13 protein-coding genes and 1 riboswitch are annotated in these 17,637 nt (G+C 37.3%); of the genes, 10 read left to right on the top strand and 3 right to left on the bottom strand.

Annotation, left to right across the window (positions count from 1 at the left end; genetic code table 11):
- The first annotated feature begins 23 nt into the window (after positions 1–23).
- The 5 genes from ytvI to ACYQ2D_RS13730 all read left to right on the top strand — a co-directional run bounded on the left by ytvI (position 24) and on the right by ACYQ2D_RS13730 (position 8,204).
- Positions 24–1,157: a sporulation integral membrane protein YtvI gene (ytvI, locus tag ACYQ2D_RS13710; RefSeq protein ID WP_372554787.1), complete on the top strand. Its 1,134-nt coding sequence runs from the start codon at positions 24–26 to the stop codon at positions 1,155–1,157.
- Positions 1,158–1,344: 187 nt separating this feature from the next.
- Positions 1,345–2,313 (top strand): carbohydrate kinase family protein, encoded by a 969-nt coding sequence (locus ACYQ2D_RS13715; protein ID WP_187558604.1) that lies wholly within the window; start codon positions 1,345–1,347, stop codon positions 2,311–2,313.
- Between the two features lie 106 nt (positions 2,314–2,419).
- Positions 2,420–2,503, top strand: a riboswitch (ZMP/ZTP riboswitch).
- 148 nt (positions 2,504–2,651) lie between these two features.
- Positions 2,652–4,337 (top strand): formate--tetrahydrofolate ligase, encoded by a 1,686-nt coding sequence (locus tag ACYQ2D_RS13720; RefSeq protein WP_022303250.1) that lies wholly within the window; start codon positions 2,652–2,654, stop codon positions 4,335–4,337.
- Between the two features lie 354 nt (positions 4,338–4,691).
- A complete protein-coding gene (locus tag ACYQ2D_RS13725; RefSeq protein ID WP_117456785.1) occupies positions 4,692–5,468 on the top strand; it encodes a formate/nitrite transporter family protein in 777 nt (258 codons plus the stop codon).
- Positions 5,469–5,801: 333 nt separating this feature from the next.
- A complete protein-coding gene (locus tag ACYQ2D_RS13730) occupies positions 5,802–8,204 on the top strand; it encodes a GGDEF/HDGYP domain-containing response regulator (RefSeq protein ID WP_459785829.1) in 2,403 nt (800 codons plus the stop codon).
- Positions 8,205–8,299: 95 nt separating this feature from the next.
- On the opposite strand, the gene ACYQ2D_RS13735 is transcribed toward ACYQ2D_RS13730, so the two are convergent.
- From ACYQ2D_RS13735 to ACYQ2D_RS13745, 3 genes are read right to left on the bottom strand one after another with little or no spacing between them, the layout of a single operon-like run.
- Positions 8,300–9,058, bottom strand: coding sequence for an aminotransferase class IV (locus ACYQ2D_RS13735; protein WP_459785831.1), 759 nt, complete (start codon positions 9,056–9,058; stop codon positions 8,300–8,302).
- Positions 9,051–10,418, bottom strand: a complete 1,368-nt coding sequence (gene pabB, locus ACYQ2D_RS13740; protein WP_459785833.1) for an aminodeoxychorismate synthase component I — start codon at positions 10,416–10,418, stop codon at positions 9,051–9,053. Before pabB ends, ACYQ2D_RS13735 begins: the two co-directional genes overlap by 8 nt.
- Complete coding sequence (locus ACYQ2D_RS13745; RefSeq protein WP_459785835.1) at positions 10,394–11,005, bottom strand: anthranilate synthase component II; 612 nt, start codon at positions 11,003–11,005, stop codon at positions 10,394–10,396. The genes pabB and ACYQ2D_RS13745 overlap by 25 nt, the downstream gene beginning before the upstream one ends.
- Before the next feature lie 404 nt (positions 11,006–11,409).
- Between ACYQ2D_RS13745 and ACYQ2D_RS13750 the strand changes: the two genes are divergently transcribed.
- From ACYQ2D_RS13750 to ACYQ2D_RS13770, 5 genes are all read left to right on the top strand, one after another.
- Entirely contained in the window at positions 11,410–12,840 is a 1,431-nt protein-coding gene (locus tag ACYQ2D_RS13750) for a sensor domain-containing diguanylate cyclase (RefSeq protein WP_459785836.1), read from the top strand.
- Between the two features lie 392 nt (positions 12,841–13,232).
- Positions 13,233–14,627, top strand: a complete 1,395-nt coding sequence (gene mgtE / locus ACYQ2D_RS13755) for a magnesium transporter (RefSeq protein ID WP_022302889.1) — start codon at positions 13,233–13,235, stop codon at positions 14,625–14,627.
- Positions 14,628–14,641: 14 nt separating this feature from the next.
- Entirely contained in the window at positions 14,642–15,148 is a 507-nt protein-coding gene (locus ACYQ2D_RS13760; RefSeq protein WP_459785838.1) for a GNAT family N-acetyltransferase, read from the top strand.
- A 344-nt stretch (positions 15,149–15,492) separates the two neighbouring features.
- Positions 15,493–16,827 carry a TrkH family potassium uptake protein gene (locus tag ACYQ2D_RS13765; protein ID WP_459785839.1) on the top strand — a complete coding sequence of 445 codons (1,335 nt, stop codon included), beginning with the start codon at positions 15,493–15,495 and terminating at the stop codon, positions 16,825–16,827.
- Between the two features lie 15 nt (positions 16,828–16,842).
- Positions 16,843–17,490 carry a potassium channel family protein gene (locus tag ACYQ2D_RS13770; protein WP_118701162.1) on the top strand — a complete coding sequence of 216 codons (648 nt, stop codon included), beginning with the start codon at positions 16,843–16,845 and terminating at the stop codon, positions 17,488–17,490.
- The last annotated feature ends 147 nt before the right edge of the window (positions 17,491–17,637 follow it).

Here is a 17,637-nt window from a genome sequence, read left to right on the forward strand (position 1 = left end):
ATCAAATGAAGGAAAATTAATTTATGAAAAAAACATTGAAAAAACATTTAAAGGGAGTTTTTTTAGCAATTTTAGGACTAATTACGGGAATTCTCTGTATTATTTTAGGAATAAAAATGTTTAAATTTTTTCTTCCGTTTATTATTGGATGGATTCTTGCAATGATAGCAAGTCCTCTGGTGGAATTTTTGGAAAAAAAATTAAAGATATCAAGGAAACATACCTCCATGGTGATTATTATTATGGTTTTGGGGGCAATCATTGGCGGAAGTTATCTCATAGGTGCAAAGGTAATGACAGAAACCGGAAAATTTCTGGAGCAGGCTCCGAATTTGTATAGCGGCTTCAGCGAAGAATTTCAGGAAGTAGAGCATAATTTAAGAAGCATCATCAAAGAACTTCCGGATAATGTGCAGGCGAGTATCGATAATACGCAGGAAGAATTGGGAAAGGAAATTGGTACGATAATCAGTACGGTAAGCGAACTTACCGTAGATTATGCAGGAAATATTGCAAAAAATTTACCAAATGCATTGATTTCTACCATTTTTACGTTGCTGTCGTCGTATTTTTTCATTGCTGACAGAAATCGAATTCTGGAATTTGGACGAAAACACACTCCGAAAATGATACAGGATAAATGGCGGATGCTCGCTGAGAGTTTCAAAAAGGTGTTCAGTGGATATTTTAAGGCACAGTTTAAAATTATGGGAGTCATATGGCTGATTTTGTTTATCGGGATGCTGATTTTAAGAGTAAAATTTGCAATTTTGATTTCTTTTCTGGTTTCCTTTTTAGATATGCTGCCGTTTTTTGGAACTGGAACTGCATTGATTCCATGGGCGATTTTTAAAGCACTTTCCGGTGATACAAGTTTTGCGGTGGGACTTGTCATTTTATATCTGGTGACACAGCTTGTCCGCAGAATTATTGAGCCGAAGATGGTGGGAGATTCGATAGGAATGAATCCGCTGGTGACATTGATTTTTATGTATACCGGATATAAAATCAGCAGTGTATTAGGAATGATACTTGCAGTGCCGATAGGTGCGATTGTGATTAATTTTTATAAAGCAGGAGTTTTTGACGGAATGTTAAAGAACATTAGGAATCTGTTTCGGGACTTTGTAAGATGGGCTCGTACAACGGAAGAATAATGGAAAGATTAAGAGTAGTTTCTGAATGTATCTTATGTAGATATTTTGTAATAGATATAGTTAGTGATTGCAGTCTAAAACCAATACCGATATAATAAGAGTATCAACATTGATTGGGGCAAAAAAACAGCCCCAACAGGTATGAAATAACAAAGTGAAACAATAAAAAATAAAGTGAGGAAACGACATGGAAAAAAAGTTTGATGTAATTGCACTTGGCGAGTTGTTGATTGATTTTACCGAAAATGGAGTCAGTGCTCAGGGAAATCCGATTTTTGAAGCAAATCCAGGCGGAGCACCTTGTAACGTACTGGCGATGTTAAATAACCTTGGAAAGAAAACTTCATTTCTGGGTGTAGTTGGAAAAGATCAGTTTGGTACTTCTCTTAGAAAGACATTAAATGAATTGAAAATTGATACCAGTCATCTGTACGAAAATCAGGAAGTTCACACAACTCTGGCTTTTGTACATACATTTGAAGACGGTGATAGAGATTTTGCATTTTATCGTAATCCAGGAGCAGACATGATGTTAAGTGAATCTCAGGTAGAGAAAGAATATCTGGAATCTGCAAAGGCATTTCATTTTGGAACATTGTCTATGACACATGAAGAAGTCAGAAAAGCAACCCAAAAAGCGATAACTATTGCAAAAGAGGCCGGAATGTTGATTTCTTTTGACCCGAATTTAAGACCACCATTATGGAGCAGCATGGAGCTTGCGAAAGAACAGATTGCCTATGGACTGGGACAGTGTGATTTGTTAAAGATTTCTGAAGAAGAACTGGAATTTATGACCGGAACAAAAGATATCAAAGAAGGTGCATATAAACTGCTTGCTGATTATCCGAATCTGAAACTGATGAATGTGACAATGGGAAAAGAAGGAAGTATTGCATTTCATGAGGGAAAAGAAGTCTTTCATGCGCCGTTTCTTCAGGAAAATACAATCGAGACAACAGGAGCAGGTGATACCTTTGGAGCTTGTGCTTTAAACTATGTGTTAGAGAATGGAATTACCGGTTTATCGGAAGAACAACTCTATGAAATGCTGGAATTTGCAAATGGAGCGTCATCTTTAATTACAACCAAAAAAGGCGCACTTCGTGTAATGCCAACAAAAGAAGATGTCGAAACATTTATTTCAACAAAATAAATAATGCGCCGATTTAATCTGAAAAAACAAAAAAAATACACAATTTAGTTTGTTAGAGCATTGACAAACTATAAGGTTTATGGTAGATTATAGATATCAATTGAAAAGCAGTTTTGATTTCTGACGGGTCAGTGTGGAAAACCACAGTGAAATTAAAACGAAGTATGGGCCGACCGTCTGGGCAGCATTTGTAGACCACAAATGTTGCCCTTTTTTACACATGAAGTGTGATCTGATAAAAAAATTCGGCATATTATTCGTGAATTTTAATAGAAACAAACTCGAAGCAGAAAAAGAGGGACAGCTTTTCTCTATTTAGTTTAAGGAGGTTTTTTAGTATGGGATTTAAGACTGATATCGAAATTGCACAGGAGTGCACAATGGAGCCAATTACCGCGATTGCAGAAAAAGCAGGGATTGAAGAGAAATATCTGGAGCAGTACGGTAAGTACAAAGCAAAAATTGACTACAATTTACTGAAAGAATCTGACAAACCAAACGGAAAATTAATTCTGGTTACAGCGATTAACCCGACACCGGCAGGTGAAGGTAAGACAACTACAACAGTAGGTCTTGCAGATGGTATGCAGAAACTTGGCAAAAATGTCATGGTTGCACTTCGTGAGCCATCTCTTGGACCGGTATTTGGTGTAAAAGGTGGAGCCGCAGGCGGTGGATATGCACAGGTAGTTCCGATGGAAGATATCAATCTGCATTTTACAGGTGACTTCCATGCAATTGGTGCAGCAAACAACTTATTAGCAGCAATGATTGATAACCATATCTATCAGGGCAATGCATTAAACATCGATCCTAGAAAAATCACATGGAGAAGATGTGTGGATATGAATGACCGCCAGCTTCGTTTTGTAGTTGATGGTCTGGGCGGAAAGACAAACGGTATGCCAAGAGAAGATGGATACGATATCACAGTTGCATCTGAAATCATGGCTGTTCTCTGTCTTGCAAGAGACATCACAGACTTAAAAGAAAGACTGGGAAGAATTATCATTGGTTACACTTACGGTAAAGTTTCTGAGCAGAAACCGGTTACTGCACATGATTTACATGCAGAAGGCGCTATGTGTGCACTGTTAAAAGATGCCTTAAAACCAAACCTTGTTCAAACTCTGGAACATGTACCGGCTATCGTTCATGGTGGACCATTCGCAAACATCGCTCATGGATGTAACTCCGTAATTGCTACAAAGATGGCATTAAAATTAGGTGATTATGCAATTACAGAAGCTGGATTCGGTGCTGACCTTGGTGCTGAAAAATTCCTGGATATCAAATGTCGTATGGCTGATTTACATCCAAGCGCAGTTGTTATCGTTGCAACAGTACGTGCACTGAAATACAATGGCGGAGTTGCAAAAGCTGACTTAAATAACGAAAACTTAGAAGCTCTTGAAAAAGGTCTTCCAAACCTGTTAAAACATGTAAGTAATATCAAGAATGTATACAAACTGCCATGTGTAGTTGCTATTAATGCATTCCCAACTGATACAAAAGCAGAACTTGACTTAGTAGAACAGAAATGTAAAGAACTCGGTGTTAACGTTGCTCTGTCTGAAGTATGGGCAAAAGGCGGAGAAGGCGGTCTTGCATTAGCAAAAGAAGTAATCCGTCTGGTTGAAGAGCCAAATGACTTCCAGTTCTCTTATGAATTAGAGGGAAGCATCGAAGATAAACTGAATAACATCGTTCAGAAAATTTATGGTGGTAAGAGAGTTGTTCTGACTGCAAATGCTCAGAAACAGGCTGCACAGCTTGAAGCAATGGGATTTGGCAACTGTCCGATTTGTGTTGCTAAGACTCAGTACAGCTTAACAGATGACCAGACAAAACTGGGCGCACCGACAGACTTTGAAGTAACTGTTCGTAACCTGAAGATTTCCGCAGGTGCAGGCTTTATCGTAGCTCTGACAGGTGAAATCATGACCATGCCAGGACTTCCAAAAGTACCGGCTGCTGAAAGAATCGATGTAGATGAAACAGGAAAGATTTCTGGTCTGTTCTAAGTTAATAGATTCAATACATAAATAAGTTTGTGGAGTACTTATCATTTATATAAGTGAGGGTCTCTTCAACTAAAATAACAGGTTCAGGTGCGGCTTATGCCGTACCTGAATTTAACCGATATGAGTAAGTAACGAAGCGGATTGCGAATATCCGCTTGACATCACAATGATACCTGCAAAAAAGCAGGCATGTACGTTTGCTGTGAGAACACAGAGGTAGCAATCCGGAGTGTGAGTCTGTAGGATTTTATGCAAACAGGAAAAGTGTTCTGTATCAAAACATGTATATGATGCACTTTCGTGGTCTTTATTGAGATTCTGAGAGTACATTAGAGGAAAAGAGAGGGAACGTATATGTTTAAGAATGAATTTGCAACGTTATGTAATGCCGGAAAGGCAAAAGCTGATTTTTTAGAGAAAAATAAAGTGGGATATTTTGTTTCCGCTTTAATGGCAGGTTTATTTATTGCATTCGGTGGATTTATCACCTTTACCTGGGGCGCAAATCTGACAATCAATGGTGCTCCTGCAATGGTAAGAGGTGCGCAGTCGTTTTCCTTTGCAGCAGCCTTAAGCCTTATTGTTATGGCAGGAGCGGAACTGTTTACCGGAAATAATCTGGTTATGGCAGGCTCTTCACTTGGCGGTTCTGTTTCATGGGGAGAAACCATTAAAGTATGGATTGTCTGCTATATTGGAAACTTACTTGGTTCTTTAATTTCCGCAGTAGGATTTCAAATTTCAGGAGTACCGAGTGGTGATGTTGGTGCATACTATGCAAAGATTGCAGAAACAAAGATGCATTTGGCTCCACAGGAGTTGATTTTCAGAGGAATCTTCTGTAATATTCTGGTCTGTCTTGCAGTTTGGTGTGGATTTAAATTAAAATCCGAAGCTGCAAAACTGATTATGATTTTCTGGTGTATCTTCGTATTTATGATTTGTGGATTCGAACATAGTATTGCAAACATGAGTGTACTGGCAGTTGGTTTGATGAATGCGGGTGATGCATCCGTCAGCATTGGAGGATATATCTACAATGTAGGACTGGTTACGCTTGGAAATATGATAGGCGGAGCAATCTTTGTTGCACTTCCGTATTATATTACAGCAAAAGAACCGAAAAAGTAAAAGTAAAACAAAGGTAATACGAAAAAAGGCAGGAAACTGCCTTTTTTTTAAAGTCTTTTGTCAAAACATGCAAAAAAAGAGGTTGATTTCTGGCAAAATCTACTATAGAATAATATCATACTAGAGGACATAGGCAGTGCAGAAGCGATTCTGCCTGTTTTTTGTTATAAAAGTAAAGAAAAAAGAGTTTCTTGCGAAAATGAATAATTGCGAGACAAAAATTGCAAAAAATATAAAAAGGGAATTCATTTCAGGCGATAAAACTCATGCGCCAAGTCTTGTGGTTGTCAGATTGAATATGAAAACAGAGAAAGATTCGTGAAGGAATAGTAAATGGATAGAGTAGAAAAACGAAAAACAACAACAATTTTAATTGTAGATGATTCAGAACTGAATCGTGTGATGTTAGCTGCAATGCTAGGTGAGAATTATGAGATTCTTGAAGCATCAGATGGAATAGAAGCACTTTCTGTCATTCAAAAATATGAAACCAGTATTGATTTGGTTTTACTTGATATTGTAATGCCGGGTATGGATGGATTTGAAGTACTCAAAGTGATGAATCAGAAGCATTGGATTGATACCATACCGGTTATTATGATTTCCGCAGAAAATGATACCTCCTATATGGAAAAAGCGTATGAACTTGGTGCAACAGATTATATTAAACGACCTTATGAGAGTTATATTATTCATCGCCGAATTACCAATACTTTAATGCTTTATGAAAAACAGAAACGTCTGTTAAATATGGTGGAAGAGCAGATTTATGAAAAAGAAAAAAATAACAGTATGATGATTAATATACTGGGGCATATCGTAGAGTTTCGAAATGGTGAAAGCGGACCTCATGTACATCACGTACAGACCATGACTCGTTTATTGCTTCAGTGTCTGATGAATAAAACGAATTCTTATAATCTTACAGATGAAGATGTCTTGATTATCAGTACCGCTTCTGCGCTTCATGATATCGGAAAAATTATGATAGATGAGAAGATTTTAAATAAGCCTGGAAAGCTGACAAAAGAAGAATTTGAAATCATGAAAACTCATTCCATGTTAGGGGCTTCCATTTTAAAAGAACTTCCAACGTATCAAAAGAAAACACTGGTCAGTGTGGCTTATGAAATCTGCAGATGGCACCATGAACGTTATGATGGAAAAGGCTATCCGGATGGATTAAAGGGAGAAGAAATTCCGATTTCTGCACAGGTAGTGGCACTGGCGGATGTTTATGATGCATTGACAAGTGAACGATGCTATAAGAAAGCATTTTCAAAAGAAAAAGCGATGGAAATGATTTTAGATGGACAGTGTGGTGCATTTAATCCATTGTTATTGGAATGCTTAAAAGACATTGAGGATATTATTGAGGTCAGTCTGGATATGGACGCGCAGATGGATGTCAATCCTTCTCTGGTAACAAAAGTAACCGAAGAACTTTTGGACAGCAGAATTGTGGAAAAGGCAAGTTACAGCTCCTGGCGTTTGGAAAAAGAGCAGGAAAAACGCAAATTTTTCACAGCAGGACTGGAAGAAATTCAGTTTGAATATGATTCTGCCATTGAAGCGGTTACGCTTTCTGAATATGGAGCAAAACTGTTGAGATTGCGCGAAGTGATTATTAAACCGGAGCAAGGGGAAGAAACATTTTTAGGCAGTGAGAATATCAAGACTTTGACGAAAGCTCTGCATCAGACGACACCGGTAAATTCTGAGATTCGGATGAAATTCCTTGCAAATTATCCAGAAGGACAGAGATGGTGTCAGGTAATCGCAAAGTCTTTGTGGTCAAGAGAAGAAGAACCCAAATATATCGGTGTACTTGGAAGAATTATAGATATTCATGAGAAAGATACGATTTATTTTGACAACAATAAAGATGTCACAAAAGGAACAAAAGCAGAATTAAAAGAAATGGTTCAGCAGTTAGAAAAAGTATTTGATAGTGTACGTCTGATTGATGTGGAATCGTACGAAGTTATTCCAGTAAGAGAAAAGAAATCGGTTTATAAATCCGATAAATGTTATAATATATTTGGGAAAAAAGAAATCTGCAAAAATTGTGTATCAAGAAAGGCAACTGTTAAAAAAGATCAGTGCAGCAAAATTGAATTTATCGGCGAAAACATTTATGAGACGATTGCGAAATACATCGAAATAGAAGGTCATCCTTATGTGCTTGAGATGATTTATAAAATGCGGGATGAAATGATTTCAGACCCGCTTGGACGCAATGATTTTATTGAGGGAATTAAAAACTATAATCAGAAATTTTATAGAGATGTTTTAACCGGAGTGTATAACCGCAGATATTATGATGAATATGCTAAAAATATGACTCAGATGAATGCACTGGCATTAATTGATGGAGATAATTTTGGAATTATCAATGAGAAATATGGGCATGCAGCAGGTAATATTGTAATTTATCATATCGCGAAAATGATAGAAAACTGTATCCGTTGTTCCGATGTGTTGATTCGCTATGAAGGTGATAAATTTCTGCTTCTTATGGAAAACATTTCAAGCCAGATGTTTGAAATGAAGTTAAAGCGTATTGCAGAAGCAATTAATAACATGGTATTAGAAGAATATCCACACATTCGATTTTCAGTTACAATTGGTGGAGTGCATGGAGTCCTTCCGCTTGAAGAGGCATTTAAAGAAGCCTATCAGTTAATGGAACAGGGAAAAAAAGAAAAGAATCATGTGGTGATGAAAAGACCATAAGATGAAACAAGAGCAGAAGAGGAAAAATCTCGTCTGCTCTTGTTTTGTCTTGATTTTTGATTTGGAAAGATAGCCTGTCAAGTGCGACGTCTTTTTTAAATTTCAGAGTAAGTCTGCAATAACTGATTTGTAATCGTACGTCGGGTAAACTTGTGTTCGCCAAGGCGGCAGATTGGCATAATTCCAAGCAGGGAATTGGTGACAAACATTTCGTCAAAGTCAGAAACCTGTTCCGGTTTGATGATACATTCTTCAACTTGATAGTTTTTTAATAGATACTGTCTTAAAATACCGTCAAGCAGACCACAGGAAAGCGCAGGGGTAAAAAGTTTTTTACCTGATACAAAAAATAGATTGGTTGTTGCACCCTCTGACAGTTCGCCTTTGGTATTTAAGAAAATGGGTTCATCGTATCCTCGCTGTTTTGCCAGACGTTTTTCTAAAATGTTGTCGGCATAGTTTAAGGTCTTCATATAAGTAAACGGAGAAGTCTCGTTTCTTAAAATCTTGCTGTAGTCTAAAGCAAAGCCTTTTTCATACTGTTCTTTGGTATAAGTATTTTTTCTTGAAGTCAGAGAAAGATTTTTATCTGAAAGTGTTAATTTTAACACACCGTTTTCCGTCGGATTTTCTTTTAAATAGTCCAGGATTTCCTGTTTCCGAATCGAAATCCATTGACTGGCAGATGTTTTATCCGGCAGAAATCCAAGAAAAAGAGCGGATTTTTTTAAACGGTTTAAGTGTTCGTCTAAAAATACGGCAGTGTTTTGTTTCACCCATATTGTTTCAAATACTCCAAGCCCAAACCAGTAACCATCATCTGGAGTTAATGATGTAAGAGTAAGATTACTCATGCACGTCACCTCCTGCGATGGCTGCGACAACGGCTTTGGCTTTCTGCCAGGTTTCGTCATATTCAAATTCCAATTCGGATTCAGCGGTAATTCCACCGCCAACTCCAAGATGATAAATGCCATTTTGATGCACAGCAGTACGGATGACAATATTTAAATCACAGTCTCCATTTAAAGAAAGATATCCGATAGAGCCGGTGTAGAGTCCGCGTTGGCTGTGCTCTAATTCATCAATGATTTCCATGGCGCGGATTTTCGGAGCACCGGTAATCGAACCGCCGGGAAAAGTAGAGGCAATTAAATCCGGTACGGTTTTATCTGTTTCGAGTTCTCCGATAATTGTAGAAACCAGATGAAAGACCGTTGCATAAGTTTCGACTTCAAATAATTCAGTCACCTTTACACTTCCGGGTCTGCAGACACGGTTTAAATCATTTCTTTCCAAATCTGCAATCATTAAAAGCTCGCTTTTATCTTTTTCAGATTGTGCCAGTTCTTCTTTTAACATCAAATCTTCTTCAGGAGTGATTCCGCGTTTTCTCGTTCCTTTAATTGGACGGGTTTCCACCTTATGGTCGTGAACTTCCAAGAAGCGTTCCGGAGAAGCACTGACAATCTGAAACTCCGGCTGGTTAAAATAACTTCCAAATGGAGAAGGATTGTGCTCCCTTAAATAGCGAAAAACCTCATAAGGGGTACGGGAACTCTCGACAGAAATCTGTCGGGTCATATTTGCAATATAGATATCACCTGCCTTAATATAATCAATCATGGAATCAATGGCATTAAGATAATCCTGTTTTACGAAATCGGATTTGATTCTAACGTCGCAAAGACGAGAGTCTACAGTGACGTTTTTAGAGGCAAGTGTTAAAATATCCTGCATGATTTCGCTCCTGTATTCCTCAAGTGTATGAAAGTGCTCACTTGTAGAAAGATACAGTTCTTTTTTCTTTAAATCTTCGATGAGATATAAATCAAAAAACTCAAACATGGCATCCGGCATTGAAATCTTTTTTTTATGCCGGCTTGGAATCTGTTCAAAACTCCTGCCGTAATCATAAGAGAGATAGCCAATAGCTCCGCCAAGCATCGGTAAATTGGTTGGGTTTTCTTCTTTGTGTTTTTTTAAATATTGATTTAAGAAATCTAACAAACTTTCTTTTTGAATTGTTCCGTTTACTTTTAAGATGCCATCGGTTTCTTCCGCTTTTAAGTATGAATAAAGTCCGATAATCGAATAATTTCCATATTTATTGGTAAGAGAAGAATCTAAAAAAGCGGTTTCTCTGGTATGATAAAGGGAAAATAAATCTGCCGTCGGGCAGTATTGTTTTAGTTTGCAAAATCTGACTGCCAATCGTGAGTCCTCCATTTCTTACAGATTGTAATAAAATTGTTTAAAAGTTCATGTCCGTATTTGGTTAAAACGGCTTCCGGATGGAACTGGATTCCATAAACCGGATAGGTCTTATGAGAAAGTGCCATAATTGCACCATCCTCGGTTTTTGCATCAATTTGAAGTTCATCAGGAAGGGAACTCTCGTCCACCACCAAAGAATGATAGCGTGTTACCTCATAAGTTTCCGGAAGGTTGGAAAACATTCTGCTTTGGGTGGTATGAATCGGTGTTACTTTTCCGTGCATTGGAACGGTTCCTCTTTTTACGACTGCGCCAAAGGCATGTCCGATAATCTGATGTCCAAGGCATACACCCAGGATTGGAAGTTTTCCGGCAAAATGGCGGACGATATCTAAAGAGACTCCGCCATCCTGTGGACGACCCGGTCCCGGCGAGATAATGATGCCGTCCAGGTTTTCAATGGATTCTAACTCTTCAATCGTCAGTTTGTCATTTCGGATGACTTTGATATCCTGATTTAATTCCTCAAAGTAGGCTGCAAGATTATAAACAAAAGAATCATAATTATCAATCATTACAAGCATGAAAAACTCCTTTCTGCCTGAATTAAATAAAATTTGCTAAAATAAAAAAGACTGCCAAAAGAAACGCACTTTCATGCGTCTTTTTTGGCAGTCTTCTGAAATTCAGGCACACCCTTATTTTTCTGTTTTTATTAGTTAAGCGGACAAGTAAAATTACTCCGCTGTTTGGTAAAATAGTTCTTAAATGTTGTGTTATTATAGCATAGTTAAAGCAGTTTATGCAATCATTTTTTGTGAAAGTTTATACAAAAATATATAAAAATGCAAATAATTGAATAATTTTACATTATATTTTTATTCGACAAAGGCTCTTTAGTGTGCTAAAATAATTATACTATGCTCACTAAAACGAATAAAAATAATATTTGTAATGTTTTAGCGGGAAGAATATGAGGAAGAATTTTATGAAAAAGAACAGGTTTTTTCTCCTGATGCTTATGGTTATTGTTTTATGTTTTGTTAGCAGTACCGTTATTTCGACGGTATCTTTGTATCGGGTATTGCAAAAACATGCATTGAAGAATGGTGAAATCATTGCGGCGGGAATTTATAATGATATCAACAGTCGGCTGTTAGAACCGGTTATTGTGGCGAATACACTGGCTTCGGATCATTTTTTGATTGAATTGTTGGAAAACGAAGAAAAGATGGATGCTGAGGAAATAAGCAGAGAAATGGATGAGTATACGACTTCATATATGAAAAATTTCTCTTATAGAACTGTATTTGTAGCGTCTGAAAAAACGAAAGCCTATTATACTTATGATGGTTTTTATAAGATTATGGATGTGGAAAATGATGAGGATGATGTATGGTATCAGAAATTCGTAGATTCTGGTAAAAAGTATACGGTAATGTTAGGGGGAGATGAAGAATATCCGGACCTGTGGCTGATTTATATTGATGTGAGGATTGAAGATAAAGAGGGAAATCTTCTGGGAGTCTGTGGTGTCAGCATGGAATTGGAGGAAATTCAGAAGCAGATTGCAAAGTATGAAAAGCAGTATGGTATCGATATTTTATTTACAGATGCGCAGGGAAACATTCAGGTAGGAAGCGGAGATGCAAAGAAATATGCTTCATTTTTACAGAAACTTCCAGAGAAGATAATCAAAGAAGACGACCATGATAATTATGCGTATGAGAAAGAACCGGAAAGTAAAAATTATACCATTACGAAATATATGGAAAAATTTGACTGGTATATGGTTATTCACAATTTAGATACTTATGCTTATATCAATAATTACGTTTTGATTTCGGCAAATGTAGTGGTATTTTTGCTTTGCTTATTGTTGCTCGGAATCAGTCTTCATGTTATTGCAAAGCGGGACAGAGGTTTGTTTAATTCTGCTTACACAGATGAACTGACAGGGCTTTATAATCGTCGGGCTTATGAGGAAGGTCTGGACAGAATCAGAAAAGACGTGCCGAGTGAAAAAAGGATTGTTGTTGCGATATTTGATGTAAATGGATTAAAAGAAGTCAATGATAAGCTTGGGCACGCATCAGGGGATGAGATGTTAAGAGGAGCAGCATCTACAATTCGGAGTGTGTATGGAAGCTATGGAAAATGCTATCGGACAGGTGGAGATGAGTTTGTAGTAATATTAGAAGAGCCAGTTGAGAAATTATCTGTTTTGAATGAAAGTTTTGAAAAGGCAGCTGAAAAGTGGCATGGCAAACAGGTTGCAGAACTTAATATATCCTATGGAGTTGCATTGTCAGAAGAAGTCTGTTCCATTGATGAGCAGATTATTCTGGCGGATCAGAGAATGTATTTTGCTAAAAAAGCGTATTATCAAAGAATAGGAAAAGACAGAAGAAATTATTAGTACAGCGGATAAAAGATTATAAAAGACAGAAGTTGTTGCTGTATATGAAATTAGTTTAAATCTTTGTAAAGTTTCAAAATGGGGCTTGAACCAAGCAGATAAGGGTGTTATAATCACTACGCAAAAAAGTTTATTTAAGCTTAATTAAAAGGAGGCGGATAGTCGTATGGACAGTTGTGAGAGTCGAAGTCGAAGTACATATAATGATGGATATAGACTTGGATTTTATTTCAAGTGTCTATAAGTACGCCATTTTATCCCATTGAATATAAATAATAAGTCTTAATCCATCGTTAGGAACGAATTCACAACTTATAAATCTTAGGATTGTGTAACAGAAGTTGTTACGATGGATTTTTTATGCCCTTTTTTAGGGTGAGAGGAGGCTTATTATGAGAAAAGAAGTATTAAAAGAACCGATTTTTGCGAAAGAAATTGCTGAAATTATTAAAGTATCCCCTTCCATAGAAGAAATGAGGGAACAGCTTAGAGATTATCATGAAAATGATATTGCTCAAAGTTTTGAGTTTTTAAACAGAGCAGAGCGAAATCTTTTATATAGTGCACTCGATGCAAAATGGATGGCAGAAATCATTGCGTATATTGATAATCCGTCAGAATACATTGAAGAGATTGGCATTGATAAACTGGCAGAAATTATTAATGAAATGGATGCAGATGATGCAGTTGATTTATGGGAAGATATCGATGAAAGCGTTAAGGTTAAGCTTCGTCCGATGATTGATGATGAAACCAAGACGGATATTCGGTTGATTAACTCTTATGACGAAGATGAGATTGGAAGTCTGATTACAACGAATTATATTTGCATCCGACAGAATCTTACGATTCGTCAGGCAATGCATGAACTGATTCGTCAGGCTGGAGAAAATGATAACATTACAACAATTTATGTCGTTGATGAGAAAGGATGCTTTTGTGGTGCGATTGACTTAAAAGACCTGATTATTGCAAGAGAAAATGAAGAGTTAGACAGTTTAATCAGTTATGCATATCCTTATTTATTGGACCGGGAAAAAATTTCTGATAGTATTGAAAAAATAAAGGACTATGCGGAAGATTCTTTGCCTGTTTTAAGTAAAAATAAAAAAATTATAGGTATCATCACCGCACAGGACGTTGTAGAAGCTGTTGATGATGAAATGGGTGAAGACTATGCAAAACTTGCCGGTTTGTCAGCAGAAGAGGACTTAAATGAAACAACAAAAGAGAGTATGAAAAAGCGTCTGCCATGGCTGGTTATCCTGCTGTTTCTTGGAATGGGAGTTTCTACAGTTGTAGGAGCGTTTGAAGGTGTTGTTGCAGTCCTGCCTGTTGTAATCTGCTTTCAGTCTTTAATTCTTGATATGGCCGGAAATGTTGGAACTCAGTCCCTTGCTGTTACTATTCGAGTATTGATGGATGAAAATTTAAGTGGTAAAGATAAACTTCAATTATTATTTAAAGAAATGAAAGTTGGATTTTGTAATGGAGCACTGCTTGGAATCATGGCACTTGTCTGTCTGGGAATCTATATTGCTTTGTTTAAAGGATATTCATTTGAAAGTGCTTTTTTGATTTCCGGATGTGTTGGAATTTCACTTTTAGTAGCAATTATTATTTCAAGTCTGGTTGGAACATTAGTGCCAATCCTTTTTCATAAAATAAAAGTAGACCCGGCAGTGGCTTCCGGTCCGCTGATTACGACGGTAAATGACCTGGTAGCGGTTGTGACTTATTATGGACTTGCATGGATTTTGCTGATTCAGATGTTAAAAATTGTTTGATAAAGGAAAAAAATATGAATATAAAATATGCAACAGCAGAAGATATCACGGCAGTTGCCGAAGTTGAGGCAGAGTGTTTTCCACCTGCGGAAGCTGCAACAGAAGAAGAATTTATTGAAAGAATCAGATATTATGGAAATCATTTCTGGCTGATGTATGAAGCTGAAAAACTGATTGCATTTGTGGATGGTTTTGTTACAGATGAAGCAGATTTGACGGATGAAATGTATGAAAAAGCAGAGATGCACAACGAAAAAGGAGCATGGCAGATGATTTTTGGTGTCAATACTTTACCGGCTTATCGCAGAAACGGATATGCGGGGGAATTGATTCGTCGTGCAATTCATGACGCAAAGCAGCAGGGACGTAAGGGTCTTGTGCTGACCTGTAAAGAAAAGCTGGTTTCATATTATGCCAAATTTGGCTTTTTGGATGAGGGTGTGTCGGAAAAATCTACACACGGAAATGCTGAATGGCATCAGATGAGGCTGGCTTTTGATAACAGGAAGCTTACAAAGTAAATAGACACCACATTATTCAATGCAATACTTTCTCCGATAAAGCCGCATGATTTTTTGTTAAATCATGTGGCTATAATATTATCTTTCAGAATGTTGGCAGAATAATTAGAACATATTTAAAAATAAAATCTTTATACTATCTTAATACAGAATCATAGACTTTTATACTATCTTTGAAAGTAATCATATATAATGATGTGAGTGTCAAAAGTAAATTTTGGCACTTACAGATATAACGGGATTGCTCCATTGCTATGCAATTTCCATAATCTCAGAACGCCATATAATAAAATATATTACGAAGATATAGCATTAGAATTATTAGTAAGGAGTTATAATTATTTATGTCAAAGATAATACGTAAGAAGCATCTGACCTCTTTTCAATTGATTATTCTGGGCTTTGCAGGTGTGATCCTTTTTGGCACTATCCTGTTGATGTTTCCGATTTCTACTTTGGAGAATGTGCCAACGCCATTTTCTGAGGCACTTTTTACAGCCACTTCGGCAGTATGTGTTACAGGGCTTGTAGTAAAGGATACAGGAAGCTATTGGTCTGTGTTTGGTCAGACGGTTATTCTTGTGCTTATACAAATAGGAGGACTGGGAGTAGTAACCGTGGCGGCAGCGGTTTCTATTCTTTCAGGAAAAAGAATATCTCTTATGCAAAGAAGCACAATACAGGATGCAATTTCAGCACCTAAAGTTGGAGGAATCGTCAGACTGACAAGATTCATCTTAAAGGGAACCCTTCTGATTGAAACAGTAGGAGCCATGTTATTGTTACCGGTTTTTTTATCGGATTATGGATTAAAGGGAGTCTGGATGGCAGTTTTCCATTCAGTTTCTGCTTTTTGTAATGCTGGATTTGATATTCTGGGAACAACAGAAAATACATTTCCATCTCTGATGAGATATTCTGGAAATGCCATCGTAAATGTGGTAATTATGCTGTTGATTATTATAGGGGGGATCGGTTTTCTCACCTGGGACGATATCTATATGAATAAAATGAACTTTAAACGTTACCGTATGCAAAGCAAGATCATTCTCGTGACGACGGCATGTCTGATTTTCCTTCCGGCAGTTTTTTTCTTTGTCTATGATTTGAAAAATCTGCCTGCAGGGCAGCGTCTGTTAGCTGCCACATTTCAATCAGTAACTACAAGAACTGCAGGCTTTAATACTATAAATATTTCAGAGATGAGTGAGGCATCAAGTGCGGTTATGATACTGCTGATGCTGATTGGCGGTTCACCGGGATCTACAGCAGGAGGAATGAAAACGACAACTTTTACAGTACTGCTTTTAAATGCAATAGCTACATTTCGAAGCCAGGAAAATGCAGGGGCTTTTGGACGGAGACTGGAATATCATGCGATTAAAAATGCAGCAACAATATCCATGCTTTATTTTACATTGTTTTTTTGCGGTGGACTTGCAATCAGCATATACGAAGATATTCCTCTTTTGGACTGTCTATATGAAGCAGCTTCGGCTGTAGGTACAGTAGGTCTGACATTAGGAATTACACCGAAACTTCATGTTTTTTCACAAGTTGTGTTAATTATACTGATGTATCTTGGGCGTGTAGGGGGATTGACCCTGATTTATGCAGTATTTTCCGGAAGAAACAGGGGAAATGCAAGGCTGCCTTTAGAGAAAATTACAGTTGGATAAGGAGAAAAAAATATTATGAAGAATATATTGATTATTGGACTTGGAAGATTTGGAAGGCATATTGCTATACAGCTTAATCAGCTTGGGCATGAGATTATGGCGGTTGACTGGAATGAAGAAAGGGTGAATAAAGTGTTGCCATTTGTGACGAATGCCCAGATTGGGGACAGTACAAATGCTGAATTTCTGCGATCTCTTGGGATTGGCAACTACGATATCTGCTTTGTGACGATTGGAGGTGATTTTCAAAATTCCCTTGAAACAACTTCTCTTCTAAAGGAATTGGGAGCACAACTTGTTATATCCAGAGCGGAACGTGATGTCCAGGAAAAATTTCTTTTGCGCAACGGTGCAGATAAGGTGGTCTATCCGGAAAAGCAAGTTGCGAAATGGGCATCTATCCGTTACACAGATGATCATATCCTTGATTATATGGAGGTGGATGCTTCCCATGCGATTTTTGAGGTGGAAGTACCAGAGGAATGGATTGGAAAAACAGTAGGCGGGCTGGATATTAGAAAACGTTACAATATTAATATTCTGGCGGTAAAAAAAGAAGGAGAATTCACTATTTCGATTTCTCCGGATACATGTTTTGCAGAGAATAATAAATTACTGGTATTAGGAGAGTATCGGGATCTTCAGAAGTGTTTCCGTATATAGCGTGATTGTCATGAAGAGGATATGGAATAAGTGATGGTAATGGAATAAGGAATATTGATTTTTGATGGATATTTAGAGGAGGTAGAAAAGACTTTTGACCATAACACAGTCGCATGATATAATTTTAAAAACAGCAGAAAAGGGTGG

Source organism: Blautia stercoris (assembly GCF_054657695.1).